Consider the following 16,189-nt stretch of genomic DNA (forward strand, 5'->3'; position numbering starts at 1 on the left):
ACGGACGCGTCTGCCAACGCTTGCCAGGTACGGCGCCATGGCGGTACCACTGGGGGCGGCCGGCCGCCCACCGGTTCCCAGAAGCCGGCGGCGGCCGTCCGGATGGGCACGGCGACAAACGGGAGCGAACACGCGCATCACAGCGCGGCGCAGCAGAGGGTCCTCGCATGAAATCGAAGGGTATCGACCAGGCCAAGGGCTTCGTCGAAAGCAACTGGAGCCAGGCCATGGGTACCGGCAGAAGTCGTGTGTCGCCCTGGCTGGCGCTGGCATTGGTCGTCCTGCTGGCGGGGGCCGGCTGGTTCGGCTGGAAGACATGGTTCGCCCCGAAGCCGCAGGCACAGGGACCGGCCCCGGTGGCGGTGACCACCGCGCTGGCGCGCCAGGGCGACGTGCCGCTGCAGGTCAGCGTCAACGGCAACGTGACGGCGCTGTCCACCGTCGAGGTGCGTCCGCAGGTCTCCAGCACCGTCCGCACCGTCCATATCCGCGAAGGCCAGACCGTCAAGCCCGGCGATCTGCTGTTCTCGCTCGACACCCGCATGGACGAGGCCAATCTGGCCCGCGCCCGCGCACAGCTGCTGCGCGACCAGGCCGATCTGGCCGACGCCCGCCGCTCGCTGGCGCGCAGCGAGGAACTGGTCGCGCGCAACTTCATCTCGCGCAGCGCCGTCGATACCGCGCGCGCCAAGGTCGATGCGCTGGAGGCCACGGTACGCGCCGACCAGGCCGCGATCGAGGCCAGCCGCGTCGCGGTCAGCTACGGCGCGATCCGCGCCACCATCAGCGGCCGCACCGGCGTGATCAACGTCTTCCCCGGTTCGCTGGTGCTGCCGACCGCGGCCCAGCCGATGGTGACCATCGCGCAGATCCAGCCGATCGCCGTCACCTTCACGCTGCCCGAGCGCCAGCTCGCCGCGCTGCGCGACGCGCTGCGCAGCGGCCCGGTGCCGGTGAAAGCGCAGCCCAACGACGGCAATCCCGAACCGGTGCAGGGCCGCATCACCTTCGTCGACAACACCGTCGACCCGCAATACGGCACCATCCGCGTCAAGGCGCAGTTCGACAACGAGGCCCAGCGCCTGTGGCCCGGCACCTATGCGCGTGTCGAGGCGGTGGTGCAGACGCTGACCGGCGTGGTGTCGGTGCCGCCGCAGTCGGTGGTGACCGGACCCGAAGGCCGCTTCGTCTATGCGGTGCAGGCCGACGGCAAGGTCCGCGCGATGCCGGTGAAGATGCTGGCGGCGACCGCCGCCGCGGCAGTGGTTGAAGGCGTGCCGGCCGGCACGCGCGTGGTGGTCGAGGGCGTGCAGAACCTGCGCCCGGGCAGCGCCGTGCGCGAGGCCAGCGCCGCCGCCGCGGCGCCGGCCCCCGGGAAGCACTGACGCCATGACGCTGTCCGAACTCTGCATCCGCCGGCCCGTGATGACGGTGCTGCTGGCGATCGCGATCGTCGTCACCGGCATCGTGCTGTACCCGACCATCCCGATCGCCGCGCTGCCCAGCTTCAATTCGCCGGTGATCCAGGTCACCGCGCGGCTGCCCGGGGCGAGCCCCGAGACGATGGCCGCGTCGGTGGCCACGCCGCTGGAGAAGCAGTTCGCCACCATCCCGGGCGTGTCGGTGATCAGCTCGGCCAACACGCTGGGCAATTCCAGCATCACGATCGAGTTCAACAACGACCGCGACATCGATGCCGCGGCGGTCGACGTGCAATCGGCGCTGTTCCGCGCCCAGCGCTCGCTGCCGACCGAGATGAACGAGCCGCCGTCGTACCGCAAGGTCAATCCGGCTGACGCGGCGGTGATCCTGCTGGCGATCAATTCGCCGGCGATGAGCCTGGCCGAGCTGAACGCCTTCGGCGACAACCTGATCGCGCCGACGCTGTCGACGCTGCCCGGCGTCGCGCAGGTGCTGGTCTACGGCCAGAAGCGGTTCGCGGTGCGGGTGCGCGCGCGTCCCGATGCGCTGGCCGCGCGCGGCATGACGCTCGACGAGCTGGCCGGCGCGATCTCGCGCGCCAACGCCAACACGCCGGTGGGCACGCTCGACGGTGCGCGCCAGATGCTGACGATCCAGGCCAACCGCCAGCTGGCCGATGCCGACGCCTTCCGCAACATCATCGTCGCCAGCCAGCCCAACGGCTCGCTGGTGCGGCTCTCCGACGTGGCCGAGGTCGAGGACAGCGTCGAGACGCTGAAGACCGGCAGCTGGCTGAACAACGAACGCTCGATCGTGCTGGCGGTGCAGCGCCAGCCCGACGCCAACACGGTGGCGGTGGTCGACGCGATCCGCGCCGCGCTGCCGCGGCTGGTGCAGCAGATGCCGGCCTCGGTCAACGTCAACGTGGTCAATGACCGTTCCCGCTCGGTGCGCGAGTCGATCCACGACGTGCAGTTCACGCTGGCGCTGACCGCGGCGCTGGTGGTGATGGTGATCTTCCTGTTCCTGCGCCGCGCCGCGGCCACGCTGATCCCGACGGTGTCGCTGCCGATCTCGCTGATCGGCACGGTCGCGCTGATGAAGGCGTTCGGCTACAGCCTGGACAACGTGTCGCTGCTGGCGATCACGCTGGCGGTGGGCCTGGTGGTGGACGACGCCATCGTGATGCTGGAGAACATCGTCCGCCATATCGAGGAAGGCATGGCGCCGTTGAAGGCGGCGCTGGTCGGCTCGCGCGAGATGGGCTTCACCATCGTGTCGATCTCGGTGTCGCTGGTGGCGGTGTTCATCCCGATCTTCTTCATGCCGGGCGTGATCGGCCTGCTGTTCCACGAGTTCGCCGCGGTGGTATCGCTGTCGATCCTGGTCTCGGCGCTGGTGTCGCTGACGCTGATCCCGATGCTGTGCGCGCGCTTCCTGTCGGCCGAGAACGTGCCGGTCGACGAATCGCAGCACGCCTACGGCGATGCGCCCCGCCATGCGCCCGCCCACGCCGCCGCGCCCGCCCAGCGGCAGAGCATCGGCCTGCGTTCGACGCAGTGGTTCGAGAACCTGTTCGAATACACGCTGCACCGCTATGCGCGCGGGCTCGACTGGTGCCTGGCGCATCGCCGCACCGTGCTGGCCGCGGCCGGCATGACCTTCGTGCTGACCGCGGTGCTGTTCGTGCTGATCCCCAAGGGCTTCTTCCCCGAGGAGGACATCGGCCAGATCCAGGTCAATGCCGACGGCCCCCAGGACATCTCCTTCGACGCGATGTCGACGCTGATGCGCGACGCGGCCGAGCGGATGCGCGCGAATCCGGCGGTCAAGAGCATCGTGGTGGCGATCGGCGGCGGCCCCTCGCCCGCCATCAATACCGGCCGCATGTTCATCGAACTGAAGCCCGGCGGCGAGCGGCCGAAGATGCCGCAGGTGGTCGAGTCGCTGCGCCGCGACGTGGCCGGCATTCCGGGGCTCAACGTCTATTTCCGTCCGGTGCAGAACCTGCAGCTGGGCGGCCGCGTCAGCAAGGCGCGCTATCAATACACGCTGCAGAGCGTGCAGTCGGGCAATCTGCAGACCGCCGCCGACAAGCTGATGGCCCGCATGCGCGCCGATCCGCTGTTCCGCGACGTCACCAGCGATTCGCAGCAGGCCGGCCTCGAGGCGCAGCTGGCGATCGACCGCGACAAGGCCAACTCGCTGGGCGTGCAGATGCAGGACGTGCGCACCGCGCTCTATACCGCGTTCGGCGAGCGCCAGGTGTCGACCATCTATACCTCGATCGACAGCTATTACGTGATCCTGCAGGCCGCGGACGTCGATCGCGTCGACGAGACCGCGTTCTCGAAGATCTATGTGCGCAGCACCAACGGCACGCTGGTGCCGCTGTCGGCGTTCGCGACCACCGAGCGCCGCGTCGGTCCGATCGCGGTCAATCACCAGGGGCAGCTGCCGTCGGTGACGGTCTCGTTCAACCTGGCACCGGGCGCGGCGCTGGGCGACGCGTCGGCGCGCATCGACCGCTTCAAGCAGGAAACCGCGATGCCGCAGGAGATCTTCACCAGCTGGGGCGGCGATGCGGCGGTGTTCCAGTCGTCGCAGGCGACACAGGTGATCCTGCTGATCGCGGCGATCGCGGTGATCTACGTGCTGCTTGGCGTGCTGTACGAAAGCTATATCCACCCGCTGACGATCCTCGCTGGGCTGCCCTCGGCGGCGGTTGGCGCGCTGCTGACGCTGTTCCTGTTCCGCGTCGAGCTGTCGCTGATCGCGATCATCGGTGTGCTGATGCTGATCGGCATCGTCAAGAAGAACGCCATCATGATGATCGACTTCGCACTGGCCGCGCAGCGCGAGCAGGGCATGCCGCCGGCGAAGGCGATCCGCCAGGCCTGCCTGCTGCGCTTCCGTCCGATCATGATGACCACGCTGGCCGCCATCATGGGTGCGCTGCCGATCGCGCTCGGCCTCGGTGCCGGCGCCGAGCTGCGCCAGCCACTGGGCCTGGCCGTGGTCGGCGGGCTGCTGTTCTCGCAGGTCATCACGCTGTTCATCACGCCGGTGATCTACCTGGCGCTGGACCGCTTCTCCGGCAGCGGCCCCTTGGAGATCGATGCGGACGGCAATCGCGTGCCCGCGACGGTGGGAGCGGATGCGGGCCGCTGAAGGCGGACCCCGCGGCATGGCGAAGGTCGCCGCCATGGCGGCCGCGCTTGCCCTGCTTGCCGGCTGCGCCACGGCGCCCGCGCATCCCGAGGGCGATGCGCATGGCTACGCGCATGACGGCGCGCATGTCGGCGCGCACGACGGCACGCATCGGCTCGCAGCGTTCCGCTATGTCTTGCTGGGCGAGGTCCACGACAACCCCGAAGGGCATCGGCGCCGGCTCGCGTCGCTGACCGAGGCGATCGACGCGGGCTGGCGGCCCGCCATCGCGATGGAGCAATTCGATCGCGAGCGGCAGGCGGATCTGGACCGGGCACGCCGCGAGCGGCCGGGCGATGCCGATCATCTGATCGCGCGGGCCGGCGCCGCCGGATGGGACTGGTCGCTGTACCGGCCCGTCATCGCGCTGGCGTTGCGGCACGACCTGCCGCTGATCGCCGCCAACCTGTCGCGCGACGATGCCCGCGGCGTGATGCGGGGCGGCGACGTGTTCGGCGCGGCCGAGCGCGAACGGCTCGGGCTGGCGCGGCCGCTGCCGGCCGATCTCGCCGCCGCGCAGACGGCGGTGCTAGACGGCAGCCATTGCGGTCATTTCCCGCGCGCGATGTTGCCCGGCATGCTCAACGCCCAGGCCGCGCGCGATGCCGTGATGGCGGCCGCGCTGAGGGCGCACGCCGCGCACGGCGTGGTGCTGCTGGCAGGCAACGGCCATGTGCGCGAGGACATCGGCGTGCCGCGCTGGCTCGGCGCGAAGCCGGCCGAGGTGCTGACGGTCGCGTATCTCGAGAGGGCCGCGCCAGACGAGGCCGGCGCCTACGACCACGTGGTGCTGGTGCCGCCGGTGCAGCGGGCCGATCCCTGCGGCAACGCGCGCCCGGCCCCACGCTGAACACGCGAGGTCCTGCGCTGAGCGCGCCAGATTCTGTGCTGACGGGGCCGTTCCTGCGCCGAGCGCGCATGCCCCCGCGCTAGTCGTGACGGCGGCCCGTGCCGCCGCCCCCCGTGCCGCCGCCCATCAGATGCGGCCACGGCCCCTGCCCCGCCAGCGTGTCGCCCGGATTGCGCAAGGGGCACGCCTTCAGAGACAGGCAGCCGCAGCCGATGCAGCCGTCGAGCTGGTCGCGCAACTGGGTCAGCGTGCGGATGCGCTCGTCCAGGTCTTCGCGCCACGCCGCCGACAGCCGGCGCCAGTCCGCCACCGTCGGCGCGCGTCCTTCCGGCAGCCGCGCCATCGCCTCGGCGATCGAGGCCAGCGGCAAGCCCATGCGCTGCGCCACGCGGATCACCGCCAGCTGGCGCAGCACCGCGCGCGCATAGCGCCGCTGGTTGCCGGCGCTGCGGGTGCTGCGGATCAATCCCTTGGACTCGTAGAAATGCAGCGCGGACACGGCCAGGCCCGTGCGTGCCGCGACCTCGCCGACCGACAGCAGGTCGGCGGCCTTGGGGCCGCGCTGGCGGACCGGCCGTTCGATCGGCTCGTCGCTGGATGGCTGGCGTCGACGGCGTTCGATCGATTCGTCGTTGGATGGCTTGCGCGGCGGCCGTTCGATCGATGGGTCGTTGGAAGGCTTGCGTGGCGGCGGTTCGATCGATGGGTCGTTGGAAGGCTTGCGTGGCATGGCGGGATTGCGTCGGTCTTCGCGCGAAAGTCCCAATGCTAGCAGGGTCACGGTTGACCTCAGGTTAACTTGAGGTTCGATACTGGCGCCACTCCGTTTCCTCAACGGGCGAGCGCGCACTGAACCGCTGCGCGCCCTGCAACCCGATCCTCTCCTCTTCGAGAACCAAGCCATGATCGAATCGCGCCGTCCCGCCTGCAGCCTGCACTTCGTCAATCCGCACGGCCTGTACGACCCCAGTCCGAATGCCTACTCGCATGTCGCGGTGGCGACCGCCCCGGGGCGCATCGTGTTCGCCAGCGGCCAGGGCGGCGAGGACCAGCACGGCACGTTGGCGCCGGATTTCGCCGGACAGGTGCGGCGCGCGCTGGAGAACCTGGAGATTGCGCTGCATGCCGGCGGCGCGGACCTGCGCGACGTGGCCAAGCTGACCGTGCTGATCGTCGACCATTCGCTGGAACGCCTGCAGGAATTCGGCGCCGAACTGCGGCGCATGTGGGGCACGCGTCCGCCGCCGGCCTGCACGCTGATTCCGGTCTCGCGGCTGGCGCTGGACGGCATGCTGTTCGAGATCGAGGCGACCGCGGTGGTGTCGCGCTAGGCGCGGCGGAACGGCAGTACGGCAGAGCGCGGGGCAGCGCAGCAGTGGAACGGCAGAGCGGTGAGCGACGAGCGGCCGGGCGCAAACCCGCAGTGCCGCGGATCTGTGGCGACTCAGCCGAACAGCTCCTCGGCGACCGTCGGGTGCAGCTGCATCGTCGTCTCCAGATGCGACAGCCGCACGCCCAGCCGCAGCGCGACCGCGATCGACTGCGCGATCTCGGGCGCGGCGTTGTCGAGCAGATGCACGCCGAGCACGCGCCCGCTGCGCGCGTTGTAAACCACCTTCATCACCGACGGCATCGTGTTGCCGGCGAAGCGGTTCTCCAGCGAGACGAAGCGCTTGATGCGCGTGCCGATGCGTTCCGGCTTGCCGGCGGCTTCGATCGCCGCCGCTTCGGTCAGTCCGACGCTGCCGATCGCGGGCTCACAGAACACCGCGGTGGGAATCACGTCGAAGTCGGCGCGCTCGCCGCGCCGGCCGAACAGCCGGTCGGCCAGCCAGCGGCCCTGCGCGGTGGCCACCGGCGTCAGCTGCGGTCCTTCGGTGACGTCGCCGATCGCATGGATGCCGCGCACGCTGGTGCGGAACTGCCGGTCCACGCGCAGGCCGCGCTGTCCGCGCGCCACGCCCAGCGCCTCGAGGCCCAGCCCGTCGAGATTGGGTTCGCGCCCGATCGCGGCCAGCGCCGCCTGCGCGCGCACGCTGTGGATCCGTTCCCTGCCCTTGCCGTTCTTGCCACCGTTCCCGCCGCTTCCGCTGCTGCTGCCGCTTCCGCTGATCGCGCCCTCCTCCACCTGCCGGTAGCAGACCTCGATCGCGCCGTTGGCCTGGTCGAGCAGCGTCACGTCGGTATTCAGATGCAGCCGCACGCCCTTGGCTGTCAGGGCCTCGGCCAGCGCGAGCGCGATGTCCTCGTCGAAGTTTTCCAGCAGCCGCGACTCGCGCACCAGCATGTCGACCTTGACGCCGTAGCGCGACAGGATCGATGCCATCTCGACCGCGATATAGCCGCCGCCGATCACCACCAGCGAGGCCGGCACGCCGTTCCACTGGAACACGTCGTCGGAGGTGCTGGCCAGCTCGCCGCCGGGCACGGGCAGCGGTGCCGGCCGCGAACCGGTAGCGATCAGGATGCGGCGCGCCTGCAGCGTGTCGCCGCCGACCCGTACCTCGCCCGGCGCGGTGACCATCGCCTCGCCGCGCAGCACCTGCACGCCGGCTTCCTGCAGCCGCTGTGTATAGCTGGCATGCAGCCGCGCCATCTCGGCCTTGACGCGAACGATGGCGTCGTTCCAGTCCTCGCGTCCGCCGGTATGCGACAGGCAGCCCGACAGGATCGCGGCCCAGGTCGCGCCGTAGTGCAGCATCTTCTTGGGAATGCAGCCGCGGTTCACGCAGGTGCCGCCGATCTGCTCGCGCTCCACCAGGATCACGCTGGCGCCGTGCGAGGCCGCCCGCATCGCCGCGGCCACGCCGGCCGAGCCGCCGCCGATCACGACGAAGTCGGCCTGGCGCGCGCGGCCGGCGCCGGCGTTGCCCTTGCCGCGCGGCACGCGCTCCATCCGGGGTTCGGCCGATACCTTGCTTGCGCGCTTGCGTTCGTTGTCGTTGCCAGCTTGCCGCTTCGTCATCTATGCCTCCTGCCGCGGCGCGCCGGCCGCGAGAATTCCGCAAGAACACCGAAGGGAGCAGCCGCTGCGCCGCTCCCGCGCTACGAGGCCGGCGCCAGATCCGCTGGCGCCTGCGCCGTCCATTCGCGCAGGAAGGTTTCGCCATCGCGCCGGCCCAGGTCGTAGGCCAGCGTCATGCCTTCCGGGCGCGTGTAATCCCAGCTCGAGATCGGCACCCGCCGCGACGGTTGCACATACAGGCGCCGCTGGCCGTTCCACTCCATCACGAAACGGCGCGGGCGCGGATACAGCCGGGTCATCAGCACCAGCACGTCGCCGGGCGTGGCGTCGAGCGCGTCGACCGGCACGTTGTCGACCAGGCCGCCGTCGAGCACCGCGCGGCCATCGCGCCGCAACACGGGCGTGAACGGCGGCGTGCACGACGATTGCAGCAAAAGGTCTGCCAGCTGTTCCGGCGTGGCGCAGTCCTGGGCCCGCACGAACTCGGGATGAAAGCCCAGCGTGCGGCCCAGCCGCGGATGCAGCGTCTTGAGCAGATGCTTGTCGATGTTGTAGGCCAGCAGTCCCGCCATCACCGCCAGCCGCGGTCCGCACCAGCGCGGAATGTGGGCGACGCCGACGCGGATCTCGGGCGCGGCCTGCAGCCGCTCCAGGCGGCCGTCCCCCAGGATCGACAGCAGGGCAGCCCGATAGATGCCGTAATGCGGAAAGACGCGCTGGTTGCCGAGCAGGTTGCGCCAGTAGACGTTGCGCTTGTTGCCGGCCAGCACGCCGCGGTAGTAGTCCATCACCTGCCGCGACTCGTGCGTGTAAATCATGCAGGCGGTGGCAGCACCGGCCGAGATGCCGGCGATCACGCGCGGGCGCAGCCCCAGCTCGGGCGCGACGGTGTCCCACCAGCCTGCCTGCCACCAGCAGCGATTGCCGCCGCCGGCGAAGACCACCTGCTCGAAGGGCCCGCCGTACTGCGGCGCGCGCGACGGCGTGCGCGACGGCGCGGTGCTGGCGTCGGTGGCCATGTCCGGGCGGGCGGCCGACCCCGTCATAGCAGCGCGTAGGTGGTGGTTGCCTGCACGGCCAGCTTGCCGTCGGGGCCGCGCAGCGCGATCTCCCCGAACACGACGGTCTTGCCCAGCCGCAGCACGGTGGCCTGCACCAGCATGTCGCCCTCGATCACGGGGCGCATGAAATTGGTGGTCAGGCTGACGGTGGTCATCGGGCGGAAGCCGCCGAGCGCGCTCGAGATCGCGACGATCATCGCGGTGTCGGCCGCGGACATCAGCACCTGGCCGCAGACCACGCCGCCGGCGTGGCGAAGGGAAGGATCGAAGGGCAGCCGCAGCGTGACGCTGTCGGCGTCGACGCGCTCGGCGCGCAGGTTCAGCTGGCGGACCCAGGGCGCCAGCACGCGCTCCAGGATGGCGTCGATGTCGGCGATGGCAAGCGTCGTCTCTGGCATGGCGGCCCGTCGGTGGTCCTCGGTTGTCCTGGCCGCCCGGCTACTCGGTCTCCTCCGGGGCGGCGCGATGTTTCAGCCAATGATACAGGGGGCCGGTACACAGCACCACGAAGGCCATCCGGATCACGTGGAAGGCCGTGACCAGCGGCACGCCGAGCTCGAGCACCTTGGCGGTGATGCACATCTCGGCGATGCCGCCCGGCGTGGTACCGAGGATCACGGTGGCCGGATGCGCGCCGGACAGCGCCGCCAGTCCCCAGCCGAACAGCGCCGATATCACCAGCGCGACCAGCGTGTACAGCGCCACGCCGCCGAGAAAGCGCGGCGCGGTATGCAGGAATTCGCGCGAGAAACGCACGCCGAGCGAGACGCCGATCAGCAGCTGGCCGGCATGGCTCATCGAGGTGGGGATCGCGGACAGCTCGATGCCGGAGGCGGTCAGCACCGCGGCGGCGATCAGCGTGCCGATGACGAAGGGGTTGGGCAGGTTCAGCCGGTTCATCAGCAGCGCGAAGGCCACCGTGATGGCGATCAGCGCGGCCAGCCCGAGCGCATCGACGGTGCGCGGTCCCGGGATATAGGTATCGAGGCCATGAATACCACCATACTGAAAAAGCGCAGGCACGATTACTACCACCAATAACACGCGCAGCGAATGCGCAGCCGCGACCTGATCGATGCGCGCGCCGTTGCGCTCGGCAAGATTGGCCATCTCCGAGGCGCCGCCGATCGCGGTGGAGAAGAACGCGGTCTTGAAGGCGACCCCGGTGGTCCGGCGCAGCATCAGCGCGCCGGCGGTGCCGAGCACCAGCGCGAACAGCGAGCCGGCGATCACGTAGGGCGAGAACTCGACCAGCTTGGCCACCACGTCGGGCGTGAAGTAGAGCCCCAGCGAGGTACCGATGGCCCATTGGCCGGCGTTGCGGGCCTGCGATGGCGCGCGCAGGTCGGCGCCCATCATGCGGGCGGCGGCCACGGCCAGCAGCGGGCCGATCATCCAGGGCAGCGGCGTGCGCAGCCATTCGCACAGCAGGGCGGCGCCCAGTCCAAGCAGCAGCGTCAGCAGCGTCGGACGCCAACGGGAGAGTACGGATCGCATGGCGGTGGCAGGCTGGCGCAGGGCGCCGCCGCTTTCTTGTGGTGAGAGGAGAGCAGGCAAACGACAAGGCCCGGGAGCCCCGGGCCTTGTGGCGTCACGCGCATTGTCGCGCATTGTGGCGCGGGATGTCGCGCTTCATGTCACCGCTTCATGTCGCCGCTTCATGTCGCCGCTTCATGTCGCGCCCGATGCCACGCCTGATGCCGCGCGACCCCTGCCCCCGCGCCGATCAATTGGCCGCGTCGGCCACGCCCCGCATCGCCGAACGCCGCGACAGCCAGCGCAGCAGGCGCGGGACCACGACGACCGCCACCGTCAGCGCCAGGATCGAGGCCGAGATCGGATGGCGCAGGAACATCGTCCAGTCGCCCTGGCTGATCGACAGCGCGTTGCGCAGCTGCTTCTCGGCCATCGGCCCGAGGATCATGCCGACGATCACCGGCGCGGTCGGGAAGTCGAAGCGGCGCATCGCCATGCCGAGCAGGCCGATCAGGAACAGCAGCAGCAGGTCGAAGGCCGACTGGCGGATGCCGTAGGCACCCAGGCCCGCAAAGATCAGGATGCCGCCATAGAGCAGCGGCGTCGGGATGCGCAGCATGCGGACCCACAGGCCGATCGCCGGCAGGTTCAGCACCAGCAGCATCACGTTGCCGATATAGAGCGAGGCGAGCAGGCCCCAGACCAGGTCGCCCGAGGTCTGGAACAGCATCGGACCGGGCTGCAGGTTGTAGTTCTGGAACGCCGCCAGCATGATCGCCGTGGTGTTCGAGGTCGGGATGCCCAGCGTCAGCAGCGGCGCCAGCGTGGCGGTCACCGCGGCGTTGTTGGCGGCCTCCGGCCCGGCCACGCCCTCGATCGCGCCCTTGCCGAATTCCTCAGGATGCTTGCTCAGCTTCTTCTCGCTGGCATACGACAGGAAGGTCGGGATCTCGGCGCCGCCCGCCGGAATCAGCCCGAACGGAAAGCCGATGAAGGTGCCGCGCAGCCAGGCCGGGATCGAACGCTTCCAGTCCGAGCGCGACATCATCACCTGCCCGACCTTGTTGAAGGTGCCCTCCGGCTGCGGGAAGAAGGCGTTGAACAGCGCCTCGCCGACCGCGAACAGGCCGACCGCGACGACGACGATGTCGATGCCGTCGTACAGCTCCTGGATGCCCAGCGTGTAGCGGGTCTGGCCCGACAGCGAATCCATGCCGATCAGGCCGATGCCCAGGCCCAGGAACAGGCTGGTCATGCCGCGCAGCAGCGAGGAGCCCAGCACGGCCGACACCGTGGTGAAGGCCAGCAGCATGATCATGAAGTACTCGCCCGGACCGAACTGCAGCGCGACGTCGGCCGCGACCGGCGCGAACAGCGACAGCAGCACGGTGGCGATGGTGCCGGCGACGAAGGAGCCGATCGCCGCGGTGGCCAGCGCCGGGCCGGCGCGGCCGCGCTTGGCCATCAGGTTGCCTTCCATCGCGGTGATCATCGTCGACGACTCGCCCGGCGTGTTCATCAGGATCGAGGTGGTCGAGCCGCCGTACATCGCCCCGTAGTAGATGCCGGCGAACATGATCAGCGCCGCGGTCGGCTCCACCTTGGCGGTCAGCGGCAGCAGCATCGCCACCGTCAGCGCCGGGCCGATGCCGGGCAGCACGCCGATCGCGGTGCCCAGGAAGCAGCCGACCAGGGCCCACATCAGGTTCAGCGGCGTGATGGCGACGGCAAAGCCGTTCATCAGTTGATTCAGCGTATCCATTTGCGTGTCTCCGGCCTTGCAGGCCCGCGATTTAGAGGCCGCGATTTACAGGCCGACGATCGGCAGCAGCGGCAGGTTGATGCCGAGCAGGAAATCGAACAGCAACCACATCGGCACCGTGATCGCCAGCCCGATCAGCGCGTCGCGGACGAAGCGGCGGCTGCCGTAGCCGCGCGCGACGCAGACCATCAGCAGCGTGGACGCCAGCACGAAGCCCAGCGTGCCGATCAGCGCCATGTTCAGCAGCAGGCCGGCGGCAACCCACAACAGGCCGCGCAGGCTGTGCGGCTGCGACGGCAGCTCGGCGTCCTCCTCGGGCATCGCCCGAAAGCCGCCGCGCACGCCCTGCCAGGTCAGCAGCGCGCCGCAGATGGCCAGGCCCACGCCGACCAGCGTGGGAACGAAACGCGGCGACAGGCCGGCGTAGCCGGATTCGCCCGAGATGCCGCCCAGGCCGGCGAAGAAGCAGGCCGACAGCAACAGCACGACGATGCCGATGGCAGTGTGGGAAGGTTTCACGATGGGCTCCGGATCGAGGCCGGATGCGGGGTGCGCATCCGGCGGGGCGGAAAGCGAACGGGCCGCGGTCCGGGAGGCCGCGGCGCCGGGGCAGCTGTCAGGTCCAGATCGGCCGGTAGGGCGGAAGGGCCGGAACGGCCGAATGGACCGGGTCGACAGGAAAGGCGCGCAAGGCGGGGAAGGCGAAAAATCCCCGAGGCCGCGACGGCCTTACTTGGCCACGCCCAGTTCGCGCAGCATCGCGCCCAGGCGGGCCGATTCGGCGTCCACGAACTTGCCGAACTCGTCGCCGGTCAGCAGGAACGGCGTCCAGTCGTTCTTGGCCAGCGCCTGCTTCCACGACGGCGATTCGGTCGCCTTGACCACCGCGTCGATCAGCGCCTTGCGCTGCTCGGGGGTGATGCCCGGCGCGCCATAGACGCCGCGCCAGTTGTAGATCTCGACGTTGACGCCCTGCTCCTTCAGCGTCGGGATATCGGCGACGCGATCCTTCGAGGTCACCGCCAGCGCGCGCATCTTGCCGCTCTTGATGAAGGGCAGGAACTCGGACACGCCGGCGATGCCGGCCGTCACGTGGCCGCCCAGCACCGAGGCCGAGGCCTCGCCGCCGCCCTGGAAGGGCACGTAGTTGATGCGCTTCGGATCGACGCCGATGTCCTTGGCGATCAGGCCCGCCAGGATATGGTCGATCGAACCCTTGGAGCCGCCGCCCCAGCTGACGCTGCCCGGATTGGCCTTGAGCTGCGCGGTCAGGTCCTTGATCGACTTGATCGGCGAGCTGGCCGGCACCGTGATCACCATCGTGTCGGTAAACAGCCGCGCCACCGGGGTGGCGTTCTTCAGCGTGACCGGCGGCTTGTTGGTCTCGATCGCGCCGACCATCACCGCGCCGGTGACCAGCAGCGCGTTGGGATTGCCCTTGTCGGTATTGACGAACTGGGTCAGGCCGATGGTGCCGCCGGCGCCGCCGCGGTTGTCGTACGAGGCCGACTTGGCCACGCCCGCCGACACCATCGCGGCGCCGAGGGTGCGGCCGGCCTGGTCCCAGCCGCCGCCGGGGTTGGCGCCGATCATGAACTTGGCGGTGTCGACCGCGAAGGCCGGGCCGGCCGCCACGGCGGCGCCGATCAGGGCAAATTGGAAAAGGCGGGGAAGTCGAACGAGGGTGCGGCGCATGGCGTCTCCTGCTTGCGATATCGTGGTTTTATCGTTCAGCGGCCGCTTGTACGGCCATGGCGGCGATTCTAGGAGCCGGAAACTGTCAATAAGCTGTCAAAACTACAGCTTTTGGACTGGGGTTTACGCGGATCGGGTGGAGGCGGCGAGCCGGTGCCGGCGGTGCGTCGGGCGGCGGTGTCCGCTCGTTGCGTCGGCTTCCTGTGCCGGCTTCCCGCGCCCGCCCGATGCGCCCGCCCGATGCGTTCGCCCGATGCGTTCGCCCGATGGATCCGCCTACGCGTCCGCCAGCGGCAGCCGCAACTCGGCCCGCAGTCCCCGCCCCTGGCGGGCCTCGTGCAGCGTCACGCTGCCGCCGAAGCGCGCCGCCATCTCGCGCGAGATCGCCAGGCCCAGGCCCGAGCCGGGCTCGTCGTGGCCGACGCGCCGATAGAACCGCGCGAACACCTGCTCGCGCTCCTCGGCCGGAATGCCGGGGCCATCGTCCTCGACCGCGAGGCAGGCGCGGTCGCGCTCGCGCGTGGCCGACAGCGTGATACGGCTGCCGCGCGGCGAGTACTGGATCGCGTTGTGGACCAGGTTGGCCAGCGCCTCGCGCAGCAGCGCCGCGTCGGCGCGCACCGGCAGCGGCTGGCCGCCGCCGTCCTCCCAGCCGAAGTCCTGCTGCTTGGCGCGCGCCAGCGGCAGATAGTCGAGCGCGACCTGGCCGGCCACGGCGGCGGCATCGATCACGGTGTCGGGCACCGCCGCTTGGCCGCCCGCTTGGTCGGCCTCGGCGGCCTGCGCCTCGTGCTGGCGTACCCGCGCCAGCGCCAGCAACTGGTTGGCCAGGCGCGAGGCCTGTTCCAGCTGCGACACGATGCCGTCGACCGCCTCGCGCGCGGGGGCTGGGTCGCCGCTGCCGTCGAGCTGGCGGCGCGCGAATTCCGCCTGCGTCTTCAGGATCGCCAGCGGCGTGCGCAGCTGGTGCGCGGCATCGGCGATGAACTGCGCCTGGGCCTGCGCCATCGCCGCCGAGCGCGACACGTGCCGGTTGACCGCATCGACCAGCGGCCGCACCTCGGCCGGCACGGGGCCGACCGCGAGCGGCGTCAGGTCGTCGGGCGGGCGCGCCTCGACATCGTCGCGCACGCGCTTGAGCGGGCGCAGCACGAAGGTCACGCCGCCCACCAGGATCAGCGCGCTGGCCACGATCAGCAGTGCGTCGCGCGCCAGCGTGTTGCGCCATACGGCGCCCACCAGCGCCGCGCGCGGCTCGGCCGATTCGGCGACCTGGATGATCACGCGCATGTGGGCGTCGGGCCGGTAGACCGGCCGGGCCATCGCGGCGATGCGCACCGGCGCGTCGCGATAGACCGCGTCGTAATAGCGCGGCACGTTGTTGGCCAGCGTGCCGCGCGGCAGCGGCAGGTCGTCGTAGCCGGTCACGGTCTCGATGGCGCCCTCGCGCTCCAGCGCGACGCGATAGAACACGCGCGTCTGCGCCGCGGTCTCGAACATCTCCATGGCGGCGTCGGGCAGCGTCAGCTGCACGGTCTCGCCGGCCATGCCGATCGCGTTGTCGATCGCGCGCACCGAGCCGAACAGCGAGCGGTCGTAGGCGGTATTGGCGGCGTCACGCAGCGTGCCGTAGGTCAGCCAGCTGTCGAGCGCCATCATCGCCGCCAGCGCGGGCAGCAGCAGCACCAGCAACTGGCGGCGCAGGCTGCCGCGCAGCCAGCGGCGCAGGGGACCGCTTCGGGGTCCAC

General features: G+C 70.3%; 13 protein-coding genes. 4 read left to right on the forward strand and 9 right to left on the reverse strand.

The features are described from left to right. The first annotated feature begins 167 nt into the window (after positions 1-167). The 3 genes from K7G19_RS14550 to K7G19_RS14560 are packed head-to-tail and all read left to right on the forward strand — an operon-like array spanning position 168 to position 5,482. Complete coding sequence (locus K7G19_RS14550; RefSeq protein WP_149317418.1) at positions 168-1,385, forward strand: efflux RND transporter periplasmic adaptor subunit; 1,218 nt, start codon at positions 168-170, stop codon at positions 1,383-1,385. 4 nt (positions 1,386-1,389) lie between these two features. Further along, positions 1,390-4,593, forward strand: coding sequence for an efflux RND transporter permease subunit (locus tag K7G19_RS14555; RefSeq protein ID WP_150083195.1), 3,204 nt, complete (start codon positions 1,390-1,392; stop codon positions 4,591-4,593). Between the two features lie 16 nt (positions 4,594-4,609). Further along, entirely contained in the window at positions 4,610-5,482 is an 873-nt protein-coding gene (locus K7G19_RS14560) for a ChaN family lipoprotein (protein WP_226107857.1), read from the forward strand. Between the two features lie 79 nt (positions 5,483-5,561). On the opposite strand, the gene soxR is transcribed toward K7G19_RS14560, so the two are convergent. Beyond that, the gene (soxR, locus tag K7G19_RS14565; RefSeq protein WP_226108162.1) at positions 5,562-6,065 is read right to left on the reverse strand and encodes a redox-sensitive transcriptional activator SoxR; all 504 of its coding nucleotides are present in this window, start codon (positions 6,063-6,065) and stop codon (positions 5,562-5,564) included. 319 nt (positions 6,066-6,384) lie between these two features. Here soxR and K7G19_RS14570 point away from each other — a divergent pair, with 319 nt between their 5' ends. Beyond that, complete coding sequence (locus K7G19_RS14570; RefSeq protein WP_149317416.1) at positions 6,385-6,813, forward strand: RidA family protein; 429 nt, start codon at positions 6,385-6,387, stop codon at positions 6,811-6,813. Positions 6,814-6,926: 113 nt separating this feature from the next. On the opposite strand, the gene K7G19_RS14575 is transcribed toward K7G19_RS14570, so the two are convergent. The 8 genes from K7G19_RS14575 to K7G19_RS14610 all read right to left on the reverse strand — a co-directional run bounded on the left by K7G19_RS14575 (position 6,927) and on the right by K7G19_RS14610 (position 16,127). Then, on the reverse strand, positions 6,927-8,447 hold the full coding sequence (locus K7G19_RS14575) for an NAD(P)/FAD-dependent oxidoreductase (RefSeq protein WP_226107858.1): 1,521 nt from the start codon (positions 8,445-8,447) through the stop codon (positions 6,927-6,929). 80 nt (positions 8,448-8,527) lie between these two features. Further along, a complete protein-coding gene (locus K7G19_RS14580; RefSeq protein WP_370639558.1) occupies positions 8,528-9,466 on the reverse strand; it encodes a patatin-like phospholipase family protein in 939 nt (312 codons plus the stop codon). A gap of 23 nt (positions 9,467-9,489) precedes the next feature. Beyond that, on the reverse strand, positions 9,490-9,906 hold the full coding sequence (locus K7G19_RS14585) for a PaaI family thioesterase (protein WP_006579522.1): 417 nt from the start codon (positions 9,904-9,906) through the stop codon (positions 9,490-9,492). A gap of 40 nt (positions 9,907-9,946) precedes the next feature. Further along, positions 9,947-11,005, reverse strand: coding sequence for an AbrB family transcriptional regulator (locus tag K7G19_RS14590; RefSeq protein ID WP_226107860.1), 1,059 nt, complete (start codon positions 11,003-11,005; stop codon positions 9,947-9,949). A 229-nt stretch (positions 11,006-11,234) separates the two neighbouring features. After that, the gene (locus tag K7G19_RS14595; RefSeq protein ID WP_149317413.1) at positions 11,235-12,746 is read right to left on the reverse strand and encodes a tripartite tricarboxylate transporter permease; all 1,512 of its coding nucleotides are present in this window, start codon (positions 12,744-12,746) and stop codon (positions 11,235-11,237) included. 45 nt (positions 12,747-12,791) lie between these two features. Continuing rightward, positions 12,792-13,265 carry a tripartite tricarboxylate transporter TctB family protein gene (locus tag K7G19_RS14600; RefSeq protein ID WP_226107861.1) on the reverse strand — a complete coding sequence of 158 codons (474 nt, stop codon included), beginning with the start codon at positions 13,263-13,265 and terminating at the stop codon, positions 12,792-12,794. Positions 13,266-13,475: 210 nt separating this feature from the next. Continuing rightward, a complete protein-coding gene (locus K7G19_RS14605; protein ID WP_226107862.1) occupies positions 13,476-14,441 on the reverse strand; it encodes a tripartite tricarboxylate transporter substrate binding protein in 966 nt (321 codons plus the stop codon). Positions 14,442-14,717: 276 nt separating this feature from the next. Further along, positions 14,718-16,127: a sensor histidine kinase N-terminal domain-containing protein gene (locus K7G19_RS14610; protein ID WP_370639546.1), complete on the reverse strand. Its 1,410-nt coding sequence runs from the start codon at positions 16,125-16,127 to the stop codon at positions 14,718-14,720. Positions 16,128-16,189 lie beyond the last annotated feature (62 nt).

It is taken from the genome of Cupriavidus sp. DB3 (genome assembly GCF_020418465.1).
In the GTDB taxonomy this organism is placed as follows: Bacteria; Pseudomonadota; Gammaproteobacteria; order Burkholderiales; family Burkholderiaceae; genus Cupriavidus; species Cupriavidus cauae.

Excerpts from the sequence above, each read along its gene's own strand:
- K7G19_RS14550 (WP_149317418.1), top strand. The coding sequence starts at position 168 with ATGAAATCGAAGGGTATCGACCAGGCCAAGGGCTTCGTCGAAAGCAAC.
- K7G19_RS14585 (WP_006579522.1), bottom strand. The coding sequence starts at position 9,906 with ATGCCAGAGACGACGCTTGCCATCGCCGACATCGACGCCATCCTGGAG.
- K7G19_RS14560 (WP_226107857.1), top strand. The coding sequence starts at position 4,610 with ATGGCGAAGGTCGCCGCCATGGCGGCCGCGCTTGCCCTGCTTGCCGGC.
- K7G19_RS14570 (WP_149317416.1), top strand. The coding sequence starts at position 6,385 with ATGATCGAATCGCGCCGTCCCGCCTGCAGCCTGCACTTCGTCAATCCG.
- K7G19_RS14590 (WP_226107860.1), bottom strand. The coding sequence starts at position 11,005 with ATGCGATCCGTACTCTCCCGTTGGCGTCCGACGCTGCTGACGCTGCTG.
- K7G19_RS14605 (WP_226107862.1), bottom strand. The coding sequence starts at position 14,441 with ATGCGCCGCACCCTCGTTCGACTTCCCCGCCTTTTCCAATTTGCCCTG.
- K7G19_RS14580 (WP_370639558.1), bottom strand. The coding sequence starts at position 9,466 with ATGGCCACCGACGCCAGCACCGCGCCGTCGCGCACGCCGTCGCGCGCG.
- K7G19_RS14575 (WP_226107858.1), bottom strand. The coding sequence starts at position 8,447 with ATGACGAAGCGGCAAGCTGGCAACGACAACGAACGCAAGCGCGCAAGC.
- K7G19_RS14595 (WP_149317413.1), bottom strand. The coding sequence starts at position 12,746 with ATGGATACGCTGAATCAACTGATGAACGGCTTTGCCGTCGCCATCACG.
- K7G19_RS14555 (WP_150083195.1), top strand. The coding sequence starts at position 1,390 with ATGACGCTGTCCGAACTCTGCATCCGCCGGCCCGTGATGACGGTGCTG.